Annotated in this window: 21 protein-coding genes and 1 pseudogene; 17 read left to right on the top strand and 5 right to left on the bottom strand. The window is 48.0% G+C overall.

Annotated elements, in window-relative coordinates; genetic code table 11:
* Nucleotides 1–12: 12 nt before the first annotated feature.
* From ACE3T3_RS12070 to ACE3T3_RS12020, 11 genes and pseudogenes are all read left to right on the top strand, one after another.
* Entirely contained in the window at nt 13–1,041 is a 1,029-nt protein-coding gene (locus tag ACE3T3_RS12070) for a M48 family metallopeptidase (RefSeq protein ID WP_374667248.1), read from the top strand.
* Between the two features lie 496 nt (nt 1,042–1,537).
* The gene (gene rpe / locus ACE3T3_RS12065; protein WP_374667246.1) at nt 1,538–2,224 is read left to right on the top strand and encodes a ribulose-phosphate 3-epimerase; all 687 of its coding nucleotides are present in this window, start codon (nt 1,538–1,540) and stop codon (nt 2,222–2,224) included.
* Between the two features lie 480 nt (nt 2,225–2,704).
* Entirely contained in the window at nt 2,705–3,289 is a 585-nt protein-coding gene (locus ACE3T3_RS12060; RefSeq protein WP_374667243.1) for a hypothetical protein, read from the top strand.
* A gap of 56 nt (nt 3,290–3,345) precedes the next feature.
* Nucleotides 3,346–5,259, top strand: coding sequence for a copper resistance system multicopper oxidase (locus tag ACE3T3_RS12055; protein WP_374667241.1), 1,914 nt, complete (start codon nt 3,346–3,348; stop codon nt 5,257–5,259).
* On the top strand, nt 5,246–5,611 hold the full coding sequence (locus ACE3T3_RS12050; protein ID WP_374667239.1) for a hypothetical protein: 366 nt from the start codon (nt 5,246–5,248) through the stop codon (nt 5,609–5,611). Before ACE3T3_RS12055 ends, ACE3T3_RS12050 begins: the two co-directional genes overlap by 14 nt.
* Nucleotides 5,598–6,596: a copper resistance protein B gene (locus ACE3T3_RS12045; RefSeq protein WP_374667237.1), complete on the top strand. Its 999-nt coding sequence runs from the start codon at nt 5,598–5,600 to the stop codon at nt 6,594–6,596. The genes ACE3T3_RS12050 and ACE3T3_RS12045 overlap by 14 nt, the downstream gene beginning before the upstream one ends.
* Nucleotides 6,597–6,895: 299 nt before the next feature.
* Nucleotides 6,896–7,213 (top strand): quaternary ammonium compound efflux SMR transporter SugE, encoded by a 318-nt coding sequence (gene sugE / locus ACE3T3_RS12040; RefSeq protein ID WP_374667235.1) that lies wholly within the window; start codon nt 6,896–6,898, stop codon nt 7,211–7,213.
* A 131-nt stretch (nt 7,214–7,344) separates the two neighbouring features.
* Nucleotides 7,345–7,662 (top strand): quaternary ammonium compound efflux SMR transporter SugE, encoded by a 318-nt coding sequence (gene sugE / locus ACE3T3_RS12035; RefSeq protein WP_374667233.1) that lies wholly within the window; start codon nt 7,345–7,347, stop codon nt 7,660–7,662.
* Between the two features lie 40 nt (nt 7,663–7,702).
* On the top strand, nt 7,703–8,185 hold the full coding sequence (locus ACE3T3_RS12030) for a methylated-DNA--[protein]-cysteine S-methyltransferase (protein WP_374667231.1): 483 nt from the start codon (nt 7,703–7,705) through the stop codon (nt 8,183–8,185).
* Nucleotides 8,186–8,470: 285 nt separating this feature from the next.
* A pseudogene (locus ACE3T3_RS12025) lies at nt 8,471–9,130 on the top strand (nuclease-related domain-containing protein).
* Nucleotides 9,131–9,198: 68 nt separating this feature from the next.
* Nucleotides 9,199–9,567, top strand: a complete 369-nt coding sequence (locus ACE3T3_RS12020; RefSeq protein ID WP_374667228.1) for an SseB family protein — start codon at nt 9,199–9,201, stop codon at nt 9,565–9,567.
* 90 nt (nt 9,568–9,657) lie between these two features.
* Here ACE3T3_RS12020 and ACE3T3_RS12015 read toward each other — a convergent pair whose 3' ends face one another.
* The 3 genes from ACE3T3_RS12015 to ACE3T3_RS12005 all read right to left on the bottom strand — a co-directional run bounded on the left by ACE3T3_RS12015 (nt 9,658) and on the right by ACE3T3_RS12005 (nt 12,004).
* The gene (locus ACE3T3_RS12015; protein ID WP_374667226.1) at nt 9,658–10,590 is read right to left on the bottom strand and encodes a tRNA dihydrouridine synthase; all 933 of its coding nucleotides are present in this window, start codon (nt 10,588–10,590) and stop codon (nt 9,658–9,660) included.
* A gap of 175 nt (nt 10,591–10,765) precedes the next feature.
* Nucleotides 10,766–11,179: an NUDIX domain-containing protein gene (locus ACE3T3_RS12010; protein ID WP_374667224.1), complete on the bottom strand. Its 414-nt coding sequence runs from the start codon at nt 11,177–11,179 to the stop codon at nt 10,766–10,768.
* A 15-nt stretch (nt 11,180–11,194) separates the two neighbouring features.
* Nucleotides 11,195–12,004 carry an inner membrane protein YpjD gene (locus ACE3T3_RS12005; protein WP_374667222.1) on the bottom strand — a complete coding sequence of 270 codons (810 nt, stop codon included), beginning with the start codon at nt 12,002–12,004 and terminating at the stop codon, nt 11,195–11,197.
* 138 nt (nt 12,005–12,142) lie between these two features.
* Between ACE3T3_RS12005 and ffh the strand changes: the two genes are divergently transcribed.
* From ffh to ACE3T3_RS11990, 3 genes are all read left to right on the top strand, one after another.
* Nucleotides 12,143–13,549 (top strand): signal recognition particle protein, encoded by a 1,407-nt coding sequence (gene ffh / locus ACE3T3_RS12000; RefSeq protein WP_374667220.1) that lies wholly within the window; start codon nt 12,143–12,145, stop codon nt 13,547–13,549.
* Between the two features lie 284 nt (nt 13,550–13,833).
* A complete protein-coding gene (locus ACE3T3_RS11995; protein ID WP_374667218.1) occupies nt 13,834–14,574 on the top strand; it encodes a CsgG/HfaB family protein in 741 nt (246 codons plus the stop codon).
* Nucleotides 14,575–14,900: 326 nt separating this feature from the next.
* On the top strand, nt 14,901–15,485 hold the full coding sequence (locus ACE3T3_RS11990; RefSeq protein ID WP_374667216.1) for an RBBP9/YdeN family alpha/beta hydrolase: 585 nt from the start codon (nt 14,901–14,903) through the stop codon (nt 15,483–15,485).
* A gap of 117 nt (nt 15,486–15,602) precedes the next feature.
* Here ACE3T3_RS11990 and ACE3T3_RS11985 read toward each other — a convergent pair whose 3' ends face one another.
* Both ACE3T3_RS11985 and ACE3T3_RS11980 read right to left on the bottom strand, forming a co-directional pair.
* Complete coding sequence (locus ACE3T3_RS11985) at nt 15,603–16,346, bottom strand: type III pantothenate kinase (RefSeq protein WP_374667214.1); 744 nt, start codon at nt 16,344–16,346, stop codon at nt 15,603–15,605.
* Complete coding sequence (locus ACE3T3_RS11980) at nt 16,343–17,125, bottom strand: biotin--[acetyl-CoA-carboxylase] ligase (protein WP_374667212.1); 783 nt, start codon at nt 17,123–17,125, stop codon at nt 16,343–16,345. Before ACE3T3_RS11980 ends, ACE3T3_RS11985 begins: the two co-directional genes overlap by 4 nt.
* Before the next feature lie 27 nt (nt 17,126–17,152).
* On the opposite strand from ACE3T3_RS11980, the gene ACE3T3_RS11975 reads away from it, so the two are divergent.
* From ACE3T3_RS11975 to smc, 3 genes are all read left to right on the top strand, one after another.
* On the top strand, nt 17,153–17,962 hold the full coding sequence (locus ACE3T3_RS11975; protein WP_374667210.1) for a sulfite exporter TauE/SafE family protein: 810 nt from the start codon (nt 17,153–17,155) through the stop codon (nt 17,960–17,962).
* A gap of 150 nt (nt 17,963–18,112) precedes the next feature.
* Nucleotides 18,113–18,808, top strand: coding sequence for a GntR family transcriptional regulator (locus tag ACE3T3_RS11970; protein WP_374667208.1), 696 nt, complete (start codon nt 18,113–18,115; stop codon nt 18,806–18,808).
* A gap of 10 nt (nt 18,809–18,818) precedes the next feature.
* Nucleotides 18,819–22,271, top strand: a complete 3,453-nt coding sequence (gene smc, locus ACE3T3_RS11965; RefSeq protein WP_374667296.1) for a chromosome segregation protein SMC — start codon at nt 18,819–18,821, stop codon at nt 22,269–22,271.

Raw genomic sequence — 22,271 nt, 5'->3', positions numbered from 1 at the left:
CCGGAGTCTGTCATGAATTTTTTTGCCGATGCGGTATTTTATGATGGCATCAGCGCCAAGCCGCAGCTGGCGCAAGTGCTTCAATTGGATGAGCGGCGCATTTTAGTGAAATATGGCATGCAGTTTGATTTGCAGCGCGTGTATGGGTATGAGGACATGACGCTGATCGGCGAATTGGGCAGCATTAAGCCGATTATTGAGCTGAAAGATGATTCGCGGCTGGAATTTAAAGATGCCTTGCCGGAGTGGTTCAATTTGGCGAAGAAAGACCGCGCGCACAAAATCTGGAAACTGGAAAGAACGCCCAGCTTAATTCTGTTCAGCGTGGCTTTCGTTGTGGTGCTGGCTTTTGCAGTGCTGAAATGGGGCGTTCCCGCAGCATCCTATCATCTGTCCCGGCATTTGCCGGAAAAGACCATGTACAGCTGGGGTGATCAGGCGGAGAAGTATGTTTTGCAGATGACTGCTGAATCGAAACTGCCTGCGGCGCGTCAGCAGGAGCTGCGGCAGAAATATCAGCAGCTGGCGGCCGTAGCCCATCCTGCCAAAATCATTTTCCGCTCTGGCGGAAGCATTGGCTCGAATGCGCTGGCGATTCCCAATAACACCATTATTCTGACTGATGAACTGGTCAAATTGGCCCACAATGATGATGAATTGCTGGGCGTGCTGGCGCATGAGCAAGGGCACTTGGCCGAGCGGCACAGCCTGCAGCAGGCGCTGTCGAGCCTAGGCTTCAGTGTGATTGCCTTAATGATCACCGGGGACAGTTCCGATTTGGTGACCGCCGTGCCGGCAGCATTGATTGGCGCTAGTTACTCTCGGGATTTTGAGTCAGAAGCCGATTTGTATGCTTTGAAAATGATGGATCAGCATCATTTAAATACCATGCATTTTGCCAATTTTCTGCAGCGCCTTGCCGATAGTACAGGAGAGGAAGTGTCAGACAAGCATTCGTGGCAGGACTTCCTCAGTTCACACCCGGCCACCTATAAACGCATTCAAACCGTGAAAAATTATCAGCCGAAACAGGCGTCTTGATGAGCGCAGCTCAGTCTGTAGAATGAAGGCTTTAGACCTCTAATCATAAAATCTGTTGAGGCAAACGCAGCGGCACAGCTTGCCTCAGATCAAATACAGCAATCCCTGAGAGTGCTTATTCCGCGCATTGTCATTTTTCAGGATTGAACATGCGTTTGGCTATGCGGGCTGCGTGCGGCGTCGAGATGGGCGCGTGTCGATGGAGGCCTGCAGCTAAAACTTGACGCAAACGGACTTTGGCCCTAACAAATATCTGCCTGCCGCTTACCTAAAAAATTGCAGGCACGCTTTTAAGTGTTATTGCCGCTGCTCATTTCTGGAAGGGGGAGAGGCCTGTTTTGACGCTTTTTCAGGATCAGACCGGAGGGTTTAATTTTATGCCGCAGCCATTATTGGCGCTGTGCATTTCCGTTGCAAGGCAAAGCTGCAGGCAAGCGCCTTTCAGCCAGTTTTGCTATACTAAGCCGCATATTCTTCTTCCATAGCCAGGTTCATCATGTCCAAGCCATTTTTAATTGCGCCTTCCATTCTCTCTGCTGACTTTGCCCGATTGGGCGAGGAAGTGGAAAATGTGCTGCAGGCAGGCGCCGATGTTGTTCACTTTGACGTGATGGACAATCACTATGTTCCGAACCTGACTTTTGGCGCAGGCGTATGCAAAGCGCTGAAAAAATACGGCATTCAAGCGCCGATTGATGTGCATTTGATGGTATCGCCTGTAGACCGCATGATTGGCGACTTTTTGGACGCCGGTGCAGATATTATTACCTTCCATCCGGAAGCCACAGACCATATTGACCGTTCACTGCAATTGATTAAAGCTGGCGGCGCCAAAGCCGGTCTGGTCTTCAATCCGGCAACGCCGCTGCATTATTTAGACTATGTTTTGGATAAAGTAGACCAAGTGCTATTGATGAGTGTGAACCCAGGTTTTGGCGGTCAAAAATTTATTCCGATGACTTTGGAAAAACTGCGTCAGGCGCGCAAAATGATTGATGCTTCCGGCCGCGATATCCGCTTGGAAGTTGATGGCGGTGTGACACCTGCCAATATTCGTGAAATTGCAGAAGCCGGTGCAGATATGTTTGTTGCGGGTTCAGCAATTTTCGGCAAAACAGATTATAAAGCTGTCATTGATGAAATGCGTGCTGAATTGGCAAAAGCTGGCGGTACAGAAGTTTAAGCTTTTATGGATAAATCAGATGCGGTCTGTGGATAACTTTATGGATAAACGTATGGATATCTATGTCGATAACTATATGGATAACTTGAATAAAGTATAATCAATTGCGTGTCAAAGGTTTATTATTTAGACTTAATTTGTATAGAAATGGCTCATTTGAGCCCTTTTTTATGCCATTAAAGCCCTTGAATTATTGTCTGTTTATTCAGCATTGCTTAAAAATGCTGCTGCTTAAAATATAACTTTATTGTTTTAATCTGCTTTCTGCACACAGGGCAGGAGCAAACAGCTGTTTCAATTCAGCTGTTGTGCATAACTGTGCAGTTCTTTATGATAGAAAAATCATCCAGTGTTGTGGATCGCTGCAGAGCTGTTGGCAAAAATGCTCACTGAAGCGGTTCACACAGGTTTCCATTTTCGGCTTAGGGCAGAATAAATTTGCTTAGACTCATGCGGCGGTATACCAGCTTTGCTTGTCTGATGGCTCTGGTCATTGGATGGAGCAGTGTTGCCTTTGCTGTGCAAAAGCCGATTCATTTGCTGATGATGAATACTGCGCCGAATGCAGAAAATTCAGTGCGCCTGCAGACAGATCCGGGTCAGCCGCATGCCGCCGCCATCAAGGCCGCGGATGCTGCAAAAGCCGAAGTTCAGTCTGAATCTAATGTGCAGGCATCCGCGCCGCATCATGCCATGCATACGGCAGATGGTCCGGGCGCAGGGCAGCCAGAATCAGTAAATCCTGCGGCCAGCCACGCTGCATCTACGCAGCCGATACCGGATTGCCATGCATCTATGCCGCATGCTCAGTCTTCCAGCGCGCCGTTCGCCGCAGCGCAGGCCTCCATGCATTGTCAAACAGATATGCAGCAAATGAGCAGCAAGGCGCAATGTGCAGACTGTGCGCTGTGGCATTGCCAAATCGCCTCATTATCCTTAGATATGCATCCGGTGCAGCTGAATGCGCCTGAATTGTATGTGCTTGCTGATCAGCCCAATACGCTATTGAGCGCTGAACATTTGCCGGGTTACTGGCAGGAACTGCTCCGTCCCCCTAAAGCTTAATTCAATTTTAAGAACACTTTTATTTCAAAGTTTATTCATAAAATTAGGATTAAGTTATGTCTATTAAATTCAGCCAGAGCCTGCTTGCAGGTGTGTGCTTGGTGTCGTCGTCGTGGCTGTTTGCCGCGGTGAAAGAATATCAGCTCAATATTGATGAAGGCGCAGTGAATATCACGGGAACGCCCTTAACAAGAATTACCGTCAATGGCCAGTTTCCTGCACCGCTGCTGGAATTTGAAGAAGGCGATGACGCCGTGATTCGGGTCAAAAATCAGCTGAAAAATAAAGATTCCTCTATTCACTGGCATGGCCTTTTGCTGCCGGGCTTGATGGATGGCGTGCCGGGTTTTAACGGCTTTCAGGGCATCGCGCCGAATCAGGAATTCGTCTATAAATTTAAAGTGCGCCAAAGCGGCACCTATTGGTATCACGCGCATTCTAAAGGCCAAGAGCAGGACGGTTTATACGGTGCCTTGGTGATTTATCCCAAGGGCCAGCAGCCTTTAGCGCAGCATGAAAAAGCCGAACGGGACTATGTGGTGATGCTGTCCGATTTTCATGCGCAAAGCAGTGATCAAATTCAGAATAATCTGAAAAAATCGGCGGAATACTATCAAAATCAGCGTGAGACCTTGGGCGATGTTTGGCGGCAAGCTAAACGTGATGGTCTAAAAGCCATGTGGACTGACCGCAAAATGTGGAATCAGATGCGCATGCTGAAAACCGATTTATCGGATGTCACGGGCTATACCTTTTTGGTCAACGGCAAAACGCCTGAACAGAATTGGACGGGGCAATTTAAGCCGAATGAAAAAGTCCGCCTGCGCTTTATCAATGCCTCCGCCATGTCCTTCTTTGATGTGCGGATTCCGCATTTAAAAATGACCGTGGTCAGCGCTGACGGCCAGCCGGTTAAACCGATCCCTGTCGATGAGTTCCGCATTGGCGCGGCGGAAACTTATGATGTGATGGTGGAGCCGAAAGCCAATCAATATCAAATACAAGCTGAGTCAATTGACCGTTCAGGCTTTGCCATTGGGACTTTGCAGAATGAATTCAGTCCAGCGCAAAGCCCTTTGGAAATGCCCAAAGCGCGGCCTCGTTCGCTTTTGACCATGGAAGATATGGGGCACGGTACGGGCGCAGAACATGATCATGCTCAAATGAATCATGAAGAAATTGCGGGCATGGACCATTCCAAGATGAATCATGCAGACATGACTGAAATGGATCACTCTCAAATGAATCATGATGCGATGGCGGGGATGGATCATTCCAAGATGAATCATGCAGACATGATTGGAATGGATCATTCTCAAATGAATCATGAAGCGATGACGGGTATGGATCATTCCCAAATGAATCATGAAGCAATGGCAGGCATGGACCATTCACAGCCGATTGCATCGACACCAGCTGGCGCGGCGCAAAATGCACCAGTCTATGGCTGGGCCAATGCCTCAACGCCAAAAGGCGATAAGGCGCTGCAATACAGCGATTTGAAATCTTTGAATCCGCAGCCAGATACCCGCGAAGCGCAAAGCGAACTGGTGATCCGTTTAGGCGGAACAATGGAGCGCTATATTTGGACCATTAACGGCAAAAAATTCAGCGATGCTGAACCGCTGAAAGTGAAATATGGCGAACGCATCCGGCTGAAATTTATCAATGACAGCATGATGGCGCATCCGATGCATTTGCATGGCATGTTTATGCAGCTAGAAAATGGCCAGCCTGCGGCCGATATGCCGAATAAACATACGATCATCGTGCCGCCGGGCAAAACCGTGACCGCGCTGCTGACCGCGGATGAACTGGGGGAATGGGCGATTCACTGCCATCTGCTGTACCACATGAGCGCAGGCATGATGAATAAACTGATCGTCGCCAATGTATCTGAAGGCCAAACCGATACAGCGCCTATTTCTGCGCCAGCCGCATCAACAGGAGACGCTCATGCGCATCATTAATTCTATTTTTAAAGCAGGATCATTGACGGCGGCTCTTATGCTGAGCGCGTGGACAATGGCTGCGGCTGAACCTTCCGCCGATGTGCCGCTGATGAAGCATGATGCCATGCATCATGACATGCGCAGCATGCCGTCTGAACCTGCTATGCAAAAACAGCAACCGGATGAAAAACAGATGCAGAAACCTCAAGCAGATTTAAACGCTGACGCAGCTGGGCACAAGCCGGCCCAAAATTGTGCAAAGCATTCGGCTCAAATGTCTGCAGAAATGCATGCACAAATGCAGCAGCATGATCAGGCGCATGTCTGTGCAATGCCGCAGATGAATGGAGGCCCGCATGAACATCATTAAAATATGCGCTCAATCCATGCTGGCCAGTTCAGTGCTGCTGATGAGTGCAGGCGCAATGGCAGAGAAGATGCATCATGGCATGCCGGCAGCTGATATGGAACCGATGCCGCAGATGGATATGCCCCAGCCTGCTGCAAATGCTGATCCTATGACGCATGCGGAGCATCAGCATGAATCAATGGCCGTACAGCAGCCTGCAGTTCCGGCTGCGCAGGCGCCGAAAGTACAGTTGAAAATGCAGTCTGAAACATCTGCTGAGCCAGCTGCTGCAGCTGATTCAATGCCTGTTTCGGCTCCGCATATGCATGATCACCGCAAAGAACATGGCGGGCAAATTTATGCCGCGAGCAGCATTGATCTGCAATGGCGGGTCAATGAACACGGCGATGGTGCTTTAAAATCTGAGCTGGAAAGCCGCATCGGCACAGATGAAAATAAACTCTTTATCAAAGTGCATGCAGATCAAGCGGAATCAGAAGAGGCTGCATGGGATGCCAAAGTGCTGTACAGCCGCATGATTTCGGATTTTTGGGATGCGCAAATTGGCGCGCGCTACCGTGCTGAAACAATGCGTTTGGCAAATGACCGCCAAGATGCAGAAGAAGCGCTGGATGCGGTGATCGGCTTGCATGGCCTGGCGCCGTATTTCTTTGAAACCGATGCTTATTTATATGCCGGTGAGGACAACTATTCAGGTTTCAGTTTGGAAACGGAGCGTGATCTGCTGCTGACCCAGCAGCTGATTATCAAGCCGTATTTAGAGCTGAATGCGGTGTTCAGCGATGATTCGAAATACGCTGGAAAAACCGGCCTCAGCCATGCCGCGGCCGGAGTAGAAACCCGCTATGAAATCAGCAAAAAAGTAATGCCGTATCTGGATATTGCCTATGAATACGATAAAGGGCATAAAGAAACGGCTTGGCAAGAATCGACTGGATCTGAACATGGCTGGCTGTATGGCGCAGGTATCCGTTTTAAATTTTAAACAAGATGCAGCATGCGCGTGCATGAAAGAGGCATGCTGAAGCAAAAGCTATTCGTTCGCGGATAGCTTTTTTTATGCACAGGCGGTTTTATTTGGTGCGGCTAATGGCGCTTTCTTGGGCTGCTTTTTGTAAATTGCGCAAAAATAACGTTTAAATTGAGTATAATAGGCCCTCACAGAGGGGGAACGACCTCCCTTGGTGCGGTTTGAATGCAATGCTGGATTTGCATTTTTGAGACTGAACCGGATCAAGAAAAAACGTCAGGACGGCCTGACTCTAGCAATTGGAGCGAGGCATTATGGCCTGGATTATTCTTATTTTCGCCGGTATTTTTGAAATTGTTTGGGCATATTCAATGAAGCTGTCAGAGGGCTTCAGCAAACTCACGCCCAGCCTCATCACCTTATTTTTTATGATTCTGAGTTTTGGCTTGCTGGCCTATGCCATGAAAAGCTTGCCTTTGGGAACGGCCTATACCATTTGGACAGGAATTGGCGCGGTCGGATCATTCTTGGTCGGGATCTTTATTTTAGGTGAACCGGCAACGGCGATGCGCATGCTGGCGGCCGTGCTGATTGTGTCGGGGCTAGTTTTGATGAAGCTTTCATCCGGTTAATTTATCGCACCGCACTTGAAGTGCCTGAATGTATTTTTATTTCATTCACATCATTTTATTCAATACGTCCGCAGTTCGGGCAAAAGCGCGCATAATGCGGCTTTTGCTGGCGGCATACAGGTTTTATCAGTATGGCATGGGTTATTTTAATTATCGCGGGTTTGCTGGAAGTGGTCTGGGCTTACAGCATGAAAGTCTCTGATGGCTTCAGCAAACTTGCACCGAGCATCCTGACCATCGTGTTTATGATCGCCAGCTTTGCGCTGCTGTCTTATGCCATGAAAACATTGCCTTTGGGCACGGCCTATACGGTATGGACAGGCATCGGCGCGGTGGGTTCATTTCTGGTCGGCATCGTGATTTTGGGTGAACCGGCCAATGCCATGCGCATGCTGGCGGCGGTGCTGATTATTTCAGGATTGGTCTTGATGAAGCTGTCATCCTCCTAAATAATAAGAGGAGCATATGAATCAAGCGGCAGGAATGAACATGAGGCTTTCTTATCTGTTTTTAGAGTCGCCAGTCGGGCAGCTCAAACTGGTGGCGCATGACAGCGCTTTGGTGGCTGTCTTGTGGGACAATGAAAATCCAGACCGTGTGCGTTTGGCTGAATTTATTGAAGATCCTCAGCATCCGATTTTGCTGGAAACGGTGCGGCAGCTGAACGAATATTTTGCAGGAACGCGGCAGCAGTTTGATCTGCCATTGGACTTTGCCGGTACGCCATTTCAGCAAAAAGTCTGGCAGGCGCTGCTGACCATTCCATTTGGTGAAACCCGCAGCTATAAGCAAATTGCCGAGCAGGTGGGCAATGTCAAAGCGGTGCGCGCAGTGGGCGCGGCCAATGGCAAAAATCCGATTTCGATTATTGCGCCGTGCCACCGTGTAGTCGGCGCCAGCGGAAAATTAGTTGGTTTTGCCGGCGGTTTGGAAAATAAAGAGATTCTATTGAAATTGGAATCTTCTGAATAGTTTTAAGTTTATGTTATTGCTATTGTTGTTTTTATTAAAAATATAAGATCTCTTTCAGAAATCATAAAATGTTCAGAATTAGACATGAATCGGGTAATGGAAAGCTCCCGCTCCCTTTGGGGTGAGAAGCATGCTCTGCGAGGGGATGAGGGGAGCATTTTTATATATCCTCCCCCTCTTGCGCGTAACTACGCTCATCCTTTAAAAGCAGAGGAAACATCCATTATGTGCTGAATAGTGGTCAATATTTGATTTATGTAAGAAGTTGAATATAAACGGGGGAAAATGAATATTTCACAAATGTTTGCACCGCTTTTTTCGATGTTGTGGTGGATCATTCCACTGTTTTTAGTCGCAGGAGCAATAAAGGCTTTTAAGCCTTTTTTAAAGGGGAAACTGGGTGAGTTTGCCGTTGCAGTTCATGTGAAACTGTATCTGAAAGAACCTTATATTTTATTGAATGATTTAACCCTGCCCGATGCCGAAGGCGGCACAACGCAAATTGACCATATCCTGCTGAGCCCTTACGGCTGATTTGTGGTCGAAACAAAAAATTATACGGGCTGGATCTTTGGCGGCGAGCGTCAAAAAATGTGGACGCAGAAAATTTACAAGAAGAGTTTTAAATTTCAAAATCCGCTTCATCAAAACTATAAGCATATGAAAGTCTTGGAAGATGTCCTTTCCGATATTTTAGCGCCTGAACTGATGCATTCGGTGATTGTCTTTATGCCTGAAAGCGAATTTAAAACGGCGATGCCCGCAAATGTTTTTCGCGGCGCTGGATGGACGGACTATGTCAAAAGTTTTCAGCAGGAAGTGATTCCCGCCATGAAATTAAAGCGCATTCAGCTGCGTATCGAAAAAGAAGTGCTGGAGAAATCTTGGAAAACCAACCGTCAGCATGTCGAACATTTAAAACAAAGACAGGATTCATCCGTTTAAGCTTTGTTCTGCACCGATAAGCTTTTATGGCTATTGATTTAAACACAATAAAAATTGGACCAATAAGAATGAACACATCCCTTCAGCAACTGTATGAAACTGCTTTAAATCATCCTGAGCAGTATCCCGCTTTTTATCAGCAATTGCTGCGCAGTGAGGTGTATTGTCTGGGCACGCGTGATGCGCAGCAGCATTTGCATTTTCAATTGCTGCAGACTGAACAAGGCGAGCAGGCCATTGCGTTTTACTTATCGTTGGCCAAGCTCAATCAAGATGCCGGTGCCGATGCAGACTTTGTCATGATGAATGCGGAAAAGCTGTTCAGCATCACCAAAGGCGCAACCTTGGTCATGAACCCGGCTTCAGAAGATTCAAAAGAATTTTTGCCCGATGAAGTGGCGGCGATTCTCAACTTTTCCCAAAATAAAAGCCTTTAAGTGATCAAAGGCTTTTTTTGTCGGCATCTCTGCTTTGAGGCTTAAAACAAACCAGGCAGAAGCGGAAAATTTAAAATTGAGCTATCAATCTTATTGATGGCTTTGCAGCTTCTGCACAATTTCTTCCAGCGGTTTCACTTTTTTCACTTCATTCCAAAGTGCTTTAGCTTCTGGATAATGCTTCGACATCATGCCCAGCCATTGTTTATAACGGCCAACCATATTCATTTCTTTTTTATAAGAACCGCTTAAAAATCGGATTTGCAGCTGAATCAGTTCATTCCAGCTGATCAGCGCTTCATCGCTATTTTGACGGATGCATTGGGTAATATCAGGCGTAGTTACAGCGCCGCGGCCAATCATTAAATCGGTGCAGCCTGACTCCAGCTGGCATTGCTTGGCATCGGCATTGTTCCAAATTTCACCATTGGCAATCACGTTGATTTTTAATGCTTCACGGATTGGGCGCAGCTGATCCCAAAAGGCGGGCGGCGTGTAGCCCTCAGCTTTGGTGCGGGCGTGCACAGTGACCCAGGCCGCGCCGGCATCTTCAATGGCATGCGCATTTTCCAGTGTAAAATTGCGGTCCATGTAGCCTAAGCGCATTTTGGCTGAGACAGGAATATGGCTGGGCACGGCATCACGCACGGCTTTGACCAGCTCATATACCACTTCCGGCTCATCCAGCAGCACGGAGCCGCCGCGGTGGCGGTTGACGGTTTTTGCCGGACAGCCAAAATTCATATCTATGGCAGGCGCGCCTAAAGCGACAGCACGCAGGGCATTGGCCGCCAGCATTTCAGGGTCATTGCCTAAAAACTGCACATGCACCGGTGTTCCGGCTGCGGTTTTTCCGCCATTGAGCAGTTCAGGGCAGTAGGTGTGATACACGTGATCGGGCAGGACGGAATTGGTGACACGAATGAACTCAGTGACACACCAGTCAAAGCTCCCGACGGATGTCAGCACATCCCGCATAATGGGGTCAGTTAAGCCTTCCATAGGTGCTAAAACAAGTTTCACTGCCGCTGCCTGTTTGAAGAAAAACGGTGTTATACGTCTTTTTGATGCCGTTGTCCAGTTTGGGAAAAAGCCTGCTTGGAGTGAATGAAAGGAGGTTGCTGGATGTGGCGGCAATAATCAATTGCAGAATTGAGGCGTTAATCAACGGTGAGATTATTTAAAATTCAATTGCCGTTTATCGATGAAGCAGAATGTAGCGGATTGCATCAATATATTTAGAACGGATTTTGCCGCCATCTAAGGCCAGCAGATGCGGAGCCGGCATCCAGAAAAAACTGAAGACATGGCCGTAATCATCCAGAGTCTGGTATTGCCATTGTTCCGCCAGAATTAAATCTTGAGTGTCGATGGCCACAAAGTGCCAAGCCAAAGCATCAATATGATGCTGGCCGATATAGGTGCAATGTTCAGCGCTGCGGATAATTCCAGATTCTTCATACAGTTCGCGCAGGGCAGCATCCACAATAGGCTCATTGGCTTCCAGCGTGCCTTTGACCAGCTGAATGCCGGATTCTGGATGCTGAAAGACCAAAACTTCAGTTTGGCGTTCTGCATTTTTCCGGAGGATAAACGGACAAACTTTTTCCATAGATGCCCTTTTCGCTTAGCGGTTTAAAATCATTTCCAAAACGAATTTAGAGCCAATAAAGCCCACCGCCAATAAGAAGAAACCGGTGATGGTAAAGCGGATGGCCTTTTGACCGCGCCAGCCGAATTGATAATGGCCGATCAGCAAGGCGCCGTAAACAAACCAGGAGATGATGCTGAAAGCCGTTTTATGCGCGAGATGCTGGCCAAAGAAATTATCAATGGTAAAGAAGCCAAAGCCCAGCGCCAGCGTCAGCAGCGCAAAGCCTGCAATCAGCATGTCAAACAGCAGCGATTCCATGGCTTGAAAGGGCGGCAGCAAATTGACCCAAACGCGGCGCTTCTGCTTGTTTTTCAGTTCGCGGTCTTGAAACCACAGCAGCACGGCATGAATGGTGGCCATCAGCAGCACGGCATAGGCAGACAACGACAGAATAATATGAATGTCCAAGCCGAGGGAATTTTGCGCAATAAACAGGTCATGCTTGCTGAAGGCAAAGCCCATAATCAGGCCGGCAGCGGCTACTGGGATGCCAATTAAGCTTAAAGGCAAAACCGGGCGGTAGGTGCTGAACAGAATGCTCAGCAGCAGCATCAGCGCCGAAGTGAATGACATAATGTTGAATACATTATAATTTACACCCATCGGTGTCAGCATGTCGCTGTAGAGAACGCCGGCATGCAGCAGCAGGCCTAAAGTTAAAATGACGCCGACAAACCAGTGATTGGGTACACGTTTAGACATCAAATGCATAAACAAATACCAAAACGAGGTGGTGTATGCGATTAATGCTAAAATTGTGTAGACCAAGGGCAGGCTAATCATGTCAAACCTTTTTCAGGATGATGAAAATTCATAGATGTAAATTCGATGCGAACTACAGTATCCTATAGCATTCTATGCATAAATTTTCTATTTTAAGAAAGATTTTTTTGCTACTAGCTATTTTAAGCGGATTTTGCAATGTTTGATACCTTAACAGAACGACTCACGCAGAGTTTAAGAAATGTTACTGGCTCAGGGCAGCTAACCGAAGACAATATTAAAGATACGTTACGTGAAGTGCGTATGGCACTTCTTGAAGCCGATGTTGCGTTACCTGTAACTCGTGAGTTTATCGCGAAAGTTAAGGAAGAAGCATTGGGCCAGGAAGTGATGACTCAGTTATCGCCGGGCCAAGCTTTCGTCAAAATTGTTCATGACGAACTCACTAAAATGATGGGCGAGGCCAATGAGAGCCTCGACCTCGCGGCTAAACCGCCAGTGGTTGTATTGCTTGCGGGTTTACAGGGTGCGGGTAAAACCACCACTGCTGCAAAACTTGCACGCTTTTTACAAGAGCGCCAAAAGAAAAAAGTCGCTATGGTTTCTGCCGACGTTTACCGTCCAGCAGCGATTAAACAGCTGCAAACAGTAGCTGGCGAAGTCGGCGCGATTTTCTTTGAATCCAGCGCGGATGAAAAGCCGATCACTATTGCCACCCGCGCAATCGAACAGGCAAAAATTCAATTTGCTGATGTCTTAATTGTCGATACTGCAGGCCGTCTGCATGTTGATGATGACATGATGGACGAAATCAAAGAGCTTCATGCGGCGATTAAGCCAACTGAAACTTTATTCGTTGTCGATGCCATGACGGGTCAGGATGCGGCCAATACAGCAAAAGCGTTTAACGACGCTTTGCCGTTAACCGGTGTGATCCTGACGAAAACCGATGGTGATGCGCGCGGCGGCGCGGCGCTTTCTGTACGCGCCATTACCGGCAAGCCAATCAAATTCTTGGGTATGGGTGAAAAACTCGATGCCTTGGAGCCATTCCATCCTGAACGTATCGCGCAGCGTATTTTGGGCATGGGTGACGTGCTGTCTTTGGTCGAAGAAGTTGAACGCAAAATCGACAAAGAAAAAGCCGAAAAAATGGCGAAAAAACTGCAAAAAGGCGGCAGCTTCAACTTTGAAGATATGCTGATGCAGTTTGAGCAGATGAATAAAATGGGCGGCATGATGGGCTTCTTGGACAAATTGCCGGGCATGAGCAATGCTGGCATCCAGGATGCGATTGCGCAGGCCAATCCTGAGAAGCAGGTGAAAAAGATGGAAGCGATTATCCAATCGATGACCATCAAAGAGCGCCGCAACCCTGACCTCATGAACCCAAGCCGTAAAAAGCGCATCGCTGCCGGCTGCGGTATGGAAGTTGTGGAAGTGAACAAGCTGATCAAACAGCATGCGCAAATGGCGAAAATGATGAAGAAATTTGCCAATCCGTCAGGTATGGCAAAAATGATGAAATCATTGGGCAATATGCAAAAGCAATTTGGCGGCGGCGGCGGCATGGGCCCGTTATTCGGCAATAAAGATCAGAAATAATCTGTTCTCATAAAAAGGCGCTTAATGCGCCTTTTTTATCGTCGATTTTTGACAGTTTCATTAAATAGACTAAATTAAAAAATATAGGCAAACGATGATTGATGAAGAAGTGGATAAAAAACGTGATTTGTAAGGAATAAGTTGTCTAAAGAGAGAATAAAAAGGCATTTTTCATCAAAGATATAGCTATTGAGATGGACTTTATTATATAAAGAGCACTGATATAAAAATAGCAGCCTTATGAGCTGCGATTATGACTTTATAAAATCTGTAGGGTAAATAAGATGAAACAGTCAAATTTAGTATTGCTCTCCTTTGGAGCAATGGTGATAAGTTCTGGTGCTTGGGCTAATATTGAATGTGTAAAGCCAGTGGCTTCTGTATCGGTCAGTGAACTGACTTGCAAAGCATCGGGCTGTCAAAATAGCGCCAGTACGCCAAATAATAATGCCTTGAGCGGTTTAGCCCAATTGGCACAAATGGCATCTGGTGAATCGTCAAATACCTTTCCGGGTGCAGAAAAAAGTTTATCCAGCCTGATAACTTCACGTCTGCAAGCGACAGGCTGTTTTGAAATTCAAGACCGTGAAGCCTTGGAAACGTTGAAGTCTGAAATGGCTTTGGCAGGTAAATCACTGAAGTTAAATCCAGCAAAATATGTCATTACTGGTTCGATTACTTCTATTGGTGTGAATACCAAAAAACGTGATATTGCAGGTGGCTATATTCCAAATTTTGTGCCTGTTTTGGGTAGCATGAAACAAACCAGCAAATCTGCTGATTTAAGCTTGGATATCAAAATTTTAGATGTGCAAAATGGCCGAGTGCTTGCTTCTAAAACCTTTGCTGATAATGGTGAAAACCGTAGCTACCGCGTCAGCTTCAATGACTTAGCTGGTGCAGGCGGTGCAGTGGGTATTAAAGGCACGGCTTTAGAGCCATTGGTGTCTAATGTGCTGGAACAGATTGCGCAGTATTCTGCAGAGCAAATTGGCGCGCAGGAAAAAGGCTTCGCAATGAAATAAGTCTAGAGCTGAGTTAGCTATATGGATCTATTCTGAACGAATCGATTAATCTATAAAAAGGAGACGCAGGTTTCCTTTTTTATTTGAAAGAAAGCAGTTTCTTGGGCTGCTGAAATAAAATTAAAAATTTTAAAAATATCGTTTTGTAATTGAAAGGTTAATTTCTGATTTTTCGTTTTGTTTAAAATAATATGAATACATACCGTTCTGTATATAAAAAATAGATGAATGAAGCGCTTAAAGCTTAAATTTTGAATTATCCATATTTAAATGTACGTGTTATTGTCACGCTTAGCCAGAAGAATAATTAAAGTCATAATTCCAAGATGAATACTGTGATACAGAAAAAAGTCTATATAGTGCATGGTTGCCAAGCATCCCCCAATGATCATTGGTTTCCGTGGCTGAGCCGAAAAGTACAGGCTGCGGGTCATTCGTCTAGACGCGTGATGCTGCCGGAATCCCATCAGCCTGATTTTGAGGTCTGGCAGCGCTCCCTTGCGCTGCAGATTCCGCATTTAGATGAAAACACCATTATTGTTGCGCACAGTTTAGGCTGCGTGGCTGCGCTGCATTATTTAAATCAGCAGTTTCAGACAGCTGCGCAAACGATTCAGGCCGGCATTTTCATTTCAGGCTTTGCTGCCCCCTTAGCCGCCATCCCTGAATTGAAAGACTTTATTGTTCAGGCAAAATTGGACAGCGCCAGACTGCAAACATCTATGCCTTTGGCCTTTTGCGTATTGTCTTCCAATGATCCGATTGTGCCGCCGCCATTCACGCTGCAATTGAGCAATCTGCTGAATGCGCAATGCTTTGAGGTGAAAAATGCGGGGCATTTTATGCGTACAGACGGCTATGCCGAATTTCATGAGATGTGGGAGCTGATCAAGCCTTTATTGGCCAATTAAGCGCTGATGCTTAAAGCATCATTTTGTTGCACAAAAATGCAGAATGATATTCGCCAGCATTCTGCATGTTGATGTTTTGCTTATTTTTTTTACGGACAGCATGCCGCCCGTTAAACTTTAGGTTTTTGCTGCTGAGATGGTTTGAATATACACCTGCAGGCCTTTCAGCAGCAGATCATTTTCTATTTCAGGCTGGTAGCGCTGCAGGTATTTGGCAAATAAAGGCGCATCCCCGCCGGTTAAAATCAGCTTGCTGGGATATTTATCCATGACTTTTTCAATGGTGCTGAGCAGGCTGAGCAAAATGCCGTGATGCACGGCATCAATGGTATTGCGGCCGGGGCTGAGTTCATCAAAAGAGGCATCTGGAATTTTAATGCCTTTGGTATTCTGAATAAGCGAATCACGCTGCAAATATAAATTCGGCAGAATATAGCCGCCCAAATGCGCTAAGCCATCCGTCAAATCAATGGTTAAAGCAGTGCCGCAGCTGATCACGCAGTAGTGCTGCTGCGGATCATGCACCACCGCCAGCATCTGCAGCCAGCGGTCAATGCCGAATTTGCTGGTGTCTTCGTAAGCGCAGCGCAGTCCTGCAAATTCAGCATGCACTTTGGCGAAGACCACGGGCACTTGCAAGAACTTGAGAATTTTTTGAATGCGCTCATTGTTCTTTTTATCCTGCACCGAGGATACGCCAACCTGCTGCAGGCCTAAGCTTTTAAAATGCTGAATCAGGCCCAGCAAAAGCTCGGCTGGGGACTGCAAATGCAGTTCCGCTGCATGTTCAATAATTTGATCACCTTCCGTGATCCAGTATTTCAGGCGGGTATTGCCGATATCTAGCCAGAGGTTTTTCATTGGCTATGATCCTTGAAGGATGGGGCTGAAGCGCCAATTCTGCGCAGGCGGCCTTGGAAAAAATGTTCAATACCATGTTCATTCTGGATTTCAATGGCGCCGTCATTGCGGATGCCGAGAAAAATCCCTTGGCTGAGGCCTTGCAAATGTTCAATTTCGACCGCCTGATCTTTAAAGGCCGCATAATGATTGAAGCGGGCAGCCAGATTGGCGCTGTCATGGCTGAACCATTTGCCTGCCTGCTGAATCGCCAGATACAGCTCTGCAATCAGCGTGATGCGGTCAAATCGAGCCAAACCCAGCTCAGTCAATGAGGTGACCGCTTGGTCTATGCCATCTTTAGGCAGAGGCAGGACATTGAGGCCGACACCGACCACGGCCTGATGCGCATTCAGCGGCTCAATTAAAATGCCGCCCCATTTTCCAGCGCCGCTGTACAGGTCATTTGGCCATTTGACTTGCAGGTCTAAATTTTGCAGGCTTGGCATTTGCAGGATATTTAACGCAATTTCCAGCGCCAAACGGCCATCAATTGCTGTTCGCGTATTAAGCAATGTGCTTAAATAGATGTTGCCTTCGGGGGATACCCACTGGCGCTGGCGCTGTCCGCGGCCCTGAGTTTGCCGGACGCTGGTCACTAGAACTTGCTGTACGCCTTTCAGCGCAATTTCCCGTACATCATCATTGGTCGATGCGGTGACGGGCTTTAAAAGCAGTACTTCTGGAAGCTGATTCGCATCGCTCAGCAGCTGCTGCAGTAATCGAGTCTCTAAATCCATTTGAATCTGAGAGTTGTGGAATAATTGATGGAGTTAATCATATATTTGCTGATCGGCGCAATCGCTGGTTTTGCTGCAGGCTTATTTGGGGTTGGCGGCGGGTTAATTATTGTCCCGATTCTGTATGTGGTTTTTACCCAAATGCACTATGACCCCTCCATCATCATGCATATGGCTTTAGGGACGTCTCTGGCGACCATCATTGTCACTTCATTCAGTTCGGTCAGCGCGCATCATAAAAAAGGCGCGGTGCTGTGGCAGGTCTTCCGCAATCTGGCGCCGGGGCTGGTTTTGGGCGCATTTTTGGGCGCCGGCATTGCTGATTATCTATCGGGGCAAGGGCTGCAGCTGCTGATCGGCTGTTTTGCGCTATGGGTGGCGTTTAAAATGTTCCGCGGCGCCGGCATTGCGGTAGATCCGACGCGCCAATTGCCTTCTGTGCCGATGCAGCTGATGGCGGGCGGCGGGATCGGCATCGCCTCGGCCATTTTCGGTATTGGCGGCGGCAGCTTAACCGTACCGTATCTGAACCGTCACGGTGTCGTGATGCAAAAAGCTGTTGCCACCTCGGCAGCGTGCGGCTTGCCGATTGCTATTGCGGGTGCCTTGGGCTTTATGTGGTTTGGCAAGCAGTCAGCGGTTGCTATGCCGAATACCATCGGCTATGTGCATATCTATGCCTTTTTCGGCATCAGTGTGATGAGTTTTATCACTGCCAAGCAGGGCGCAAAAGTAGCACACATGCTGTCGCCCGCAATGCTGAAACGCTGCTTTGCCTGCCTGCTGACGGTGATCGGAAGCTATTTTATGTTTAAAGGCGTGATTCAAATTTTCTAAAAAAAGCATGCTGGACATGCGCTGAATTGGCTTTAGCGACATAAGATTGTCGGACAATGTCATATTTTATTGTGAAAAAAACCGTTTAAATAAATGCAGATTCGGAGAAATCTACTTTTTGCATTGAGATAAAAACAAGACGGGAACAGCATGCAGCCACAAGATGCGGACAGTTTGTCAGAACAAATCGCCAAGCATATCAGCGAGCAGATCATTCGCGGTGAGCTGGTGGAAGGAGAGCGGATTCAAGAGCTGCGCATTGCGTCAGAGCTGGATGTCAGCCGCGGTTCTGTGCGTGAAGCCTTGCTGATTTTAGAGCGCACGCAGCTGATTGAAATTTTTCCGCGCCGCGGCGCGATAGTCTCTGAAATGTCGGCCATGCAGGTGCGCTCTTTGTTTGATATGGCGTCCTTGCTGCTGGGGCAGATCGTGCACCGCATGGCGGAAACCTGGCGCAGCCACGAGGCCGAGCGCATTCAATTGCTGCTGGAACAGCTGAATGCTGAAACCAGCCAAGGCCATACCGAAAAATTTTATGATTTGATCTTCCAAGGCCTGGCGCGCCAGCATGAAATGGTCGGCAATCCCTATCTGATGCGCTATTATCAGGAACTCTTGCCGTCCTTGCGCCGCAGCTATTTTTTAACCTTAAATATCTCGCGCCGTGAGCTTAAGGAATCTTTTGAGCTGTTTAAGTTGGTAAGCGATGCTGTTTTAATCAGAAAGCCACAACAAGCGGCTTTATTTATGGAAGATTTTTGTCGACACTTGCGCAACCTTGTGTTGGAATCGCTGACACGGATGAAACAAATTGAACTCGCGTGGGCCCGGCGCTCACGACGTTAATCAGGACACTATGCGTTTAAGCAGTTTAAAACTTTCTGGCTTCAAATCTTTTGCCGACAGTACCACATTACAATTTAAAGAGAACCGCACTGCAGTCGTTGGCCCCAACGGCTGCGGCAAATCCAATGTGATTGACGCCATCCGCTGGGTGATGGGCGAATCCAGCGCGCGCCAATTGCGCGGCGGCAGCATGCAGGACGTGATTTTTACTGGAACCGCCAAACGCAAGCCGGTCGGCATGGCCAGCGTAGAGCTGCGTTTTGACAATACCTACGGCAAACTCGGCGGCGCATACAATGCCTACAGCGAACTGGCGGTGCGCCGTCAGGTCAACCGTGACGGCAAATCTGAATATTTTCTCAATGGCGCCAAATGCCGGCGCCGTGACATTACCGATATTTTCTTAGGCACAGGCTTGGGGCCGCGTTCATATTCCATTATTGAGCAGGGCATGATCAACCGTTTGGTCGATGCCAAGCCGGAAGAAATGCGGGTGTTTATTGAAGAAGCCGCCGGCGTTTCCCGCTATCAGGCGCGCCGCCGTGAAACCACGCAGCATTTAGAACATACCGCGTCCAATTTATCCCGTTTGGAAGATATTGCTTCAGAGCTGAAATCACAGCTGAAAACTTTAAAGCGCCAGTCTGAAACTGCGGTGCAATATAAAGAACTCGAAACCCAAATCCGCACCATTAAAATTGAAGTGCTGTCTTTTCAGTGTGAGCAAAGCACCCGTCTGCAGCAGGAATATACGGTGCAGATGAATGCGCTGGGTGAAAGCTTTAAGCTGGTGCGTTCTGAACTGAACACGCTGGAGCATGACCTGACCTCGACCAGTGAACTGTTTCAGCGCCTGATTCAGCAGTCGACCCCTTTGCAGAATGAGTGGCAGCAGGCCGAGAAAAAACTGGCCGAACTGAAAATGACACTGGAGCAGAAGCAGGCGCTGTATTCACAAAATTCAGAAAGCTTGGTGCAGCTGGAACAGCAGAAATTTCAAAGCAAAGAGCGCCTGCAGTTGATTGATCTGCAGCTGGAAACCTTGCACGCACAGCAGGAAGAATTCGAAGAGCAGCTCAAGCAGCAGGAAAGCCAAAGCCAAACCCGTACACAAAGTTTCAGTGATTTGAAAGCGCAGCAATCCAGCGTGCTGCAGCAGTATGAGCAAATTAAAGCGCAGGTCGAAAAGCAGCAGCAGCAAAAACTGCAGATGCTGGCGCAAAGTGAACAGCTGAGCAAAAATATTGGCCGCTTGGAACAGCAAAAAGATACGCTGAAACAGCAGTCAACACAGATTTTAAATCATGCGCAGCAGGATGAACTGGAGCAGCTGGAACAGCTGAAAGTGCAGCTGCAGCAGATTTGCGCTGAAAAAGAACAGCACATTGCCGATCTGAAGCAGAAGCTGGAACAGCTGAATGACGAATTGACGCAGCAAAAAGCCGTGATGCAGGAACTGAAATCGGACATTCAGGTGCTGCAGTCGGAGCAAAAGAATTTAAATCAGCTGCTGATTAAAGCCAGTCCTAAAGCTAAATCCGACACGTTGCGCCTGATGCAGGCGCTGCAGCTGTCGGTACAAGGCAAGGCGCATGCGCCGCTGATTGAAAAGTATTTGGCCAAATGGCTGCATGCGCAAGTTTTAAGCCATGCCGATGAATTTCAAGACAGTGTTGCGCGCCAGTTAAAAGCGCCGAGCAAAGCGGTCAAAATTGCCTTAGCCAATTTGGCTTGCTTGGCAGACTGGATTGATGCGCCGCAGTCTTCGCTTTGGCTGCAGACCGCCGTTGCAGACACGCTGCAGCAGGCTTTGCCGTATCAGGCCGAGCTGCAGGCAGGACAGTCGATTTTGACGCTGGATGGCTATCAAGTCGGAGCCGATTGGGTGATTGGCCTGCATTATGATGAAGACAGTCAAGCGGGTCAGGGCGCATTGAGCCACCGTATCCGCTTAGATGAAATTGAGCAGGCGCTGGCAGAAAAAATGCCGGCCTTTGCCTTGGCGGAACAGGCTTTGCCTGTACTGCTGGAACAGCAGAAAGTGCTGCAAAAAAGCCATCAGGCAGAGAGTGATACGCTGAAAAATCTGCAGAAAGAATTGCAGCAGGCCGATGTCGCCATGGCTAAAGTGCAAAGCGCGGCGCAGGCTTTCGCGGTGCAAAAGCAGCAATTGGCCGATCAGCTGATGCAGGTTGAAGCGCAGCTGGAAGAAGACGCCATGCAGAAAGATGATCTGGAAATTGATCTGCATGCGCTGAATATGAAGCTGGAACTGGCCTTGCCAAGCTACAAGACTTTGCAATATCAAGTGGAAGAGCTGACGGGACAGCTGGAAGATTCTCAGCAGGTCACTCAAAAGGCGCAGCAGGAACTCGAGCTGATCCGCCGCCAAGCGCTGCAAGGCAAGCAGCAGATTGAGCTGCTGGAAAAAGATGCGGTGTTCTTAAAAGCGCAGCGCCAGCAGATTACGGTGCAAATGGAGCAGGCCAAAAAATTTGTCGATCCGATGCAGCTGGAACTGCCAAGCCTGCAGTCGCAGCATGCAGAACAGTCTGAAATTACTGAAAAATTGCAGAAGAAATGGACCGAATGGCAGCTGGAACTCAACAGCGTGCAGGCCAAGCAAAAAGAATTGACCGAACAGCGCCACAGCCATCAGCTGCAGGATGAAAAACTGCGCACAGAGCTGGAAGAAAAACGCTTGGCTTGGCAGGCAGCCAAGTCTGATCTGCAGCATTACAGCGAGCAGCTGAAAGAGCTGAACAGTGAAATGCTGACCGGGCTGTCGATTGATGTGGCCGCGCATCAGCAGAAGCTGGAAAAAGCCCAGCAGCAGTTTGATAAGCTCGGCGCAGTGAATTTGGCGGCTTCTGCCGAATATGAAGAGGTCTCGAAGCGCTATGAAGAGCTGAGCCACCAGATTGAAGATCTGGAAAAAACCGTCGATCAGCTGCAAGGCGCGATGAAAAGCATCGATCAGGAAACCCGCAAACTGTTCATGACCACCTTTGATCAGGTCAATGCTGAGCTGCAGGAGCTGTTTCCTAAAGTTTTTAATGGCGGTGAAGCCAGTTTAAGCCTTGAAGATGGATGGCAATCGGGTGTAAAACTGATGGCGCGCCCGCCGGGCAAGCGCAACAGTTCTTTAGCGCTGCTCTCCGGCGGTGAAAAAGCGCTGACGGCATTGGCATTGGTCTTTGCGATTTTCCGTTTGAATCCTGCGCCATTCTGCGTGCTGGATGAAGTGGATGCGCCTTTAGACGATGCGAATGTAGGAAGATTTTGTAATTTGGTAAAAGAACTTTCTGAACAGGTTCAATTCATTTACATTACACATAACAAACTGGCGATGACCATGGCGACTGACTTGCTCGGTGTGACCATGCCGGAACCGGGAACTTCAAAATTAGTGACTGTGAATTTAGAACAGGCAAAAGAATACGGGTTAGTTGCGGAGTCATAA

It is taken from the genome of Acinetobacter sp., from assembly GCF_041919735.1.
Lineage (GTDB): Bacteria > Pseudomonadota > Gammaproteobacteria > Pseudomonadales > Moraxellaceae > Acinetobacter.
The sequence above is the reverse complement of the archived record's forward strand: the minus strand, read 5'-3'. Positions and strand labels throughout refer to the sequence as shown.